Consider the following 3,071-nt stretch of genomic DNA (forward strand, 5'->3'; position numbering starts at 1 on the left):
CTGCCTATTGGCATGTCATTATTATTTTGTTGTTCATGTCTTGCTGTCGTCAGTCCTGATCAAACGCTACATCGTTAGCTGCCGACTAATCGCCCAGCCGCCTCAGTTTAACCAAATTGGCCTAACTAAGTTGTCACAATTTGTTCGTACTGAGGCCTTTTAAAGCTAAAAGTGTCGTCATTACGGTCAAAACCGCCTCATTAGTTCACAAAAAACTAATAAATTAATCACAACGTTAGATCGCTTCCGCTAGTATAAACGAATCCCAGCGAAATATATTCCAACTAAGGTGTTGCCGGTCGCTGAAACCAGTTTTTTCAGCGAAAAGCTCTTAGAACTGTGTGATGAGAAGCGTGTGACAAAACGAAGCAGCTAGCTCGGCGGATCGTTCTGTTTTAGTTTTAACCATTTCTGCTGACGATAAACCTCGACCTGCCCCCAGCGCACGCGCACTTGCTTACCCAACTGGCTGCGTTGAATCTGTGTTTGCAGTTCATGCAAAATCGCAGCACTTGGCAGTGTAACCGCATAGGATTCCAGCCAAGTCCGCAATAAAGCACGTTGCAATTTGGCGTCCCATTGCCACCAATCACGAAGCTCAAGCCAACCTTCAGCACTGAGATAGTTTTTCAGCTTATCAGTAAGCATTTGTTCAAAAAGTTCGGTTTGTTCACCACAAAAAGCAGCTGAACGCGCAGCTGTATGCTGAAAAGATGGGAAGCGCTCTTCGATCTGCGGAATAATCACATGGCGGAAGAAATTACGCTCAATTCGGGTATCGTGATTCGTATCATCTTCAATCCACTCGACACCATGAGCCCTTGCATACTGATAAATTTGTTCTTTAGTCACATTTAACAGGGGACGGACTAAACGGCGTTGCTCGACAAACGCAGCAATTTGTTGCATTCCCGCCAGTCCTTTTGGGCCCGATCCGCGCTTCAGCTGCAACAATAAAGTTTCAACCTGATCAGTGCGGTGCTGACCTAATAAAATCACTGCATCCGGGGAAGTTAATTCAGCCATGCGCCGATAGCGCGCTAAACGTCCCTGTTCTTCCTTGCTTAAGCGTTTGCCTGTCGGCACTGCCAATGGCTCAACAATGTGCTCAATTCCAACGCGTTGACAATAGTCACGCAAGAACTCAGCCCAAGCCGGCGAGTCGGGGTGGAAATAGTGGTCAAGGTGAATCGCTAAATAACGAAAGTCAGGAAACTCCTGCTGGAATCGCAGGGTTAAGTCGAGCACGGACTGCGAGTCCGCACCTCCACCTAAAGCCACCACAATCTGTTGCCCCGCAGGAAGTTCCAACGAGGTCAACAGGTCACGGTAGAGTGGATAAAGGTCAGTTTGTTCTGACGCTGCGAGCGCCATCATGGATCCTAATTAAACGTATCCGAAAGACATCAGCTTCTGATAACGCTGTTCTAGCAACTCGTCATGAGACAGCCCGGAAAGGCTCGCGAGGTCGTCGGCGATGCGTTGCTTTAATCGCGTGGCGGTCGTGGTGTAATCACGATGCGCACCACCAAGCGGCTCTTCAACGATTTTATCAATCAGGCCTAACTCCAACGAACGTTGCGCGGTAACACCCATGGCTTCAGCGGCTAATTCAGCTTTCGTGGCACTTTTCCAGAGAATCGACGCACAGCCTTCTGGTGAAATCACTGAATAAGTACTGTATTGCAGCATATTCACGCGATCGCCAACACCAATCGCCAAGGCTCCACCAGAGCCACCTTCACCAATGACGGTACAGACAATCGGTACGCGCAAACGCGCCATCACTTTTAAGTTCCGCGCAATCGCTTCACTCTGTCCACGCTCTTCGGCACCAATTCCTGGGTATGCGCCCGGCGTATCAATGAACGTCACGATTGGCATTTTGAAGCGCTCGGCCATTTCCATCAAGCGCAAGGCTTTGCGATATCCTTCCGGCTTTGGCATGCCGAAATTACGTCGAACCTTTTCTTTGGTTTCACGACCTTTCTGTTGGCCAATGACCATGATTGGCTTGCCGTCGAGTCGAGCAATACCCCCGACAATCGCTTTGTCATCCGCAAACGCACGGTCTCCGGCAAGTTCATCAAACTCAGTGAACATGAGTTTGATGTAATCCAAGGTATAGGGGCGCAGCGGATGGCGAGCTAATTGAGCCATTTGCCAAGCACCTAAGTCGCCAAAGATCTTCGCGATCAGTTCGCTACGCTTCTTTTGTAACTGCGTGATCTCTTTTTCTAAGTCAATATCGAGACCGCCTTTCGCACCGACAGCACGTAACTCTTCAATTTGTGCTTCTAGTTCAGCAATAGGCTGTTCAAATTCTAAAAAATTTAGATTCATTCGTGGTTTCCAACACTTATTCAAAGCACAACCGAACGTTTTCTGCGCCCAGCCGTAAATTTAATTCATAGATGACATCGTCATTCGGTTCAATAAACCAATCGCTGCCAACATCGACTCGTGCTTCTGCGCCTGGCATTCGACAATAAAGATGCACAGGACATGTTCCACGCGAAGCTCCGCGCAAAACTGAAATTAAATCAGCAACTTGCTTTTCATTAAGCATTTCGTTTGGACGTTTATCGGCCGCCAAATCTGCTGCTGTAGGTGCATCCATGCTGTCGTTAAGTTCTAGTGTTAAAGCCAAAGCACGCACATATTGCGCCCGTGCTTGTTCTAATGTCATCACTTCACTAGCGGTCATTGTATTGCCACCGCTGAAAGAATCAAATCGTACCTCTCCTTTCACCCAGAGAATTTGGTCCTTTTCGAGCAAGGCTTCATACTGTTCAAACTCTCGATTAAACAGCCGAACCTCAAGCCGAGCACTCTTATCGTCGAGTGTCATTAAACCCCAACGCTGGCCTTTCTTATTCATCATCGAGCGAGCATCAAGTACTAAGCCCGCAACGGCGACTTGCTCACCTTTGCGCGTTTTATCAACCTCTGCCAAGCGGCTATGGGTGTAGTGCATCAATTCTTTGCGATAACGATTGACTGGGTGGCCCGTTAAATACAGGCCGAGTGTTTCGCGTTCGCCTTCAAGCCAGACCGCTTCTGGCCAAGCC

3 protein-coding genes are annotated in these 3,071 nt (G+C 48.4%); all 3 read right to left on the bottom strand.

From position 1 onward, the window contains the following. Positions 1-372 precede the first annotated feature (372 nt). Positions 373-1,374: a tRNA lysidine(34) synthetase TilS gene (tilS, locus tag J5F18_RS19395; protein ID WP_346300147.1), complete on the bottom strand. Its 1,002-nt coding sequence runs from the start codon at positions 1,372-1,374 to the stop codon at positions 373-375. A 12-nt stretch (positions 1,375-1,386) separates the two neighbouring features. Next, on the bottom strand, positions 1,387-2,343 hold the full coding sequence (gene accA / locus J5F18_RS19400; protein WP_346300148.1) for an acetyl-CoA carboxylase carboxyl transferase subunit alpha: 957 nt from the start codon (positions 2,341-2,343) through the stop codon (positions 1,387-1,389). Positions 2,344-2,359: 16 nt separating this feature from the next. After that, on the bottom strand, positions 2,360-3,071 hold a 712-nt coding region (locus J5F18_RS19405; protein ID WP_346300149.1), incomplete at its 5' end, for an OB-fold nucleic acid binding domain-containing protein.

This window comes from Halomonas sp. BM-2019, from assembly GCF_017584085.1.

Excerpts from the sequence above, each read along its gene's own strand:
- tilS (WP_346300147.1), bottom strand. The coding sequence starts at position 1,374 with ATGGCGCTCGCAGCGTCAGAACAAACTGACCTTTATCCACTCTACCGT.
- accA (WP_346300148.1), bottom strand. The coding sequence starts at position 2,343 with ATGAATCTAAATTTTTTAGAATTTGAACAGCCTATTGCTGAACTAGAA.